A 683-nucleotide genomic window follows, 5' to 3' on the forward strand; every position below is an offset into this window, starting at 1 on the left:
CCGCCTTGACCATGGCGTCCACGGCCAGGGCTCCCCGCACCAGTTCCGTATCCAAAGCAACGCCGAACGCGTTCTGCTTCTGGTCCCGCACCCATTGCGCCTGAATGTCCTCCGGCACCGGAAAGCCGGATAACCGTTTCTCGATCTCCATCTCGGTCACGACGTCCTGCACGCAGTATTCCTTAAACAGCTTCCACTTCTCCGGCTCATGTTTTGGCCAGGTGCGGGTACGGTTTCCGTTGGCGTTGCTCGGCTTCGTCGGCGTGCAAAAGATCTTGATCAGACGCCGGCCGGTCATCAGTTTCTGTTTCTCCTGTGGCAGACCCAGCGCTTTGCCGGTGGCCTCCAGGCTGGCCGTGTACCCGCAGTAGAGGCCGTGCAGCATGGTGCAGTGCCATTGCTCCAGCGGGCTTTGCCCGAATTTGTTGAGGCAGTACCACTCAAAAGCCGCGTTGTATGCGTGCTTGATCACCGCGGGATCATCCAGGGCCAACAAAATCTCAGCCGGGACGCACTCGCCGTTTACCAGATCAACGATCCGTACCGGGCCGAAATCTACGCTGTACGCGAAGAGCAGGATCATAAAATCCGGGGACTGCACGTATTTGTACAGTCCCGCTTTTTTGACGTCGACGCTGGAATAGGTCTCCAGGTCAATGGATAGATGCTTCATGGTTTATACT

Annotated in this window: 1 pseudogene; it reads right to left on the reverse strand. The window is 57.4% G+C overall.

Annotated features, from left to right (window positions below):
• Positions 1-673: pseudogene (locus tag NE619_RS17930) on the reverse strand (hypothetical protein); the annotation flags it as partial.
• Positions 674-683 lie beyond the last annotated feature (10 nt).

Source organism: Anaerovorax odorimutans (assembly GCF_024459955.1).
GTDB classification, from domain to species: domain Bacteria; phylum Bacillota; class Clostridia; order Peptostreptococcales; family Anaerovoracaceae; genus Hominibacterium; species Hominibacterium odorimutans_A.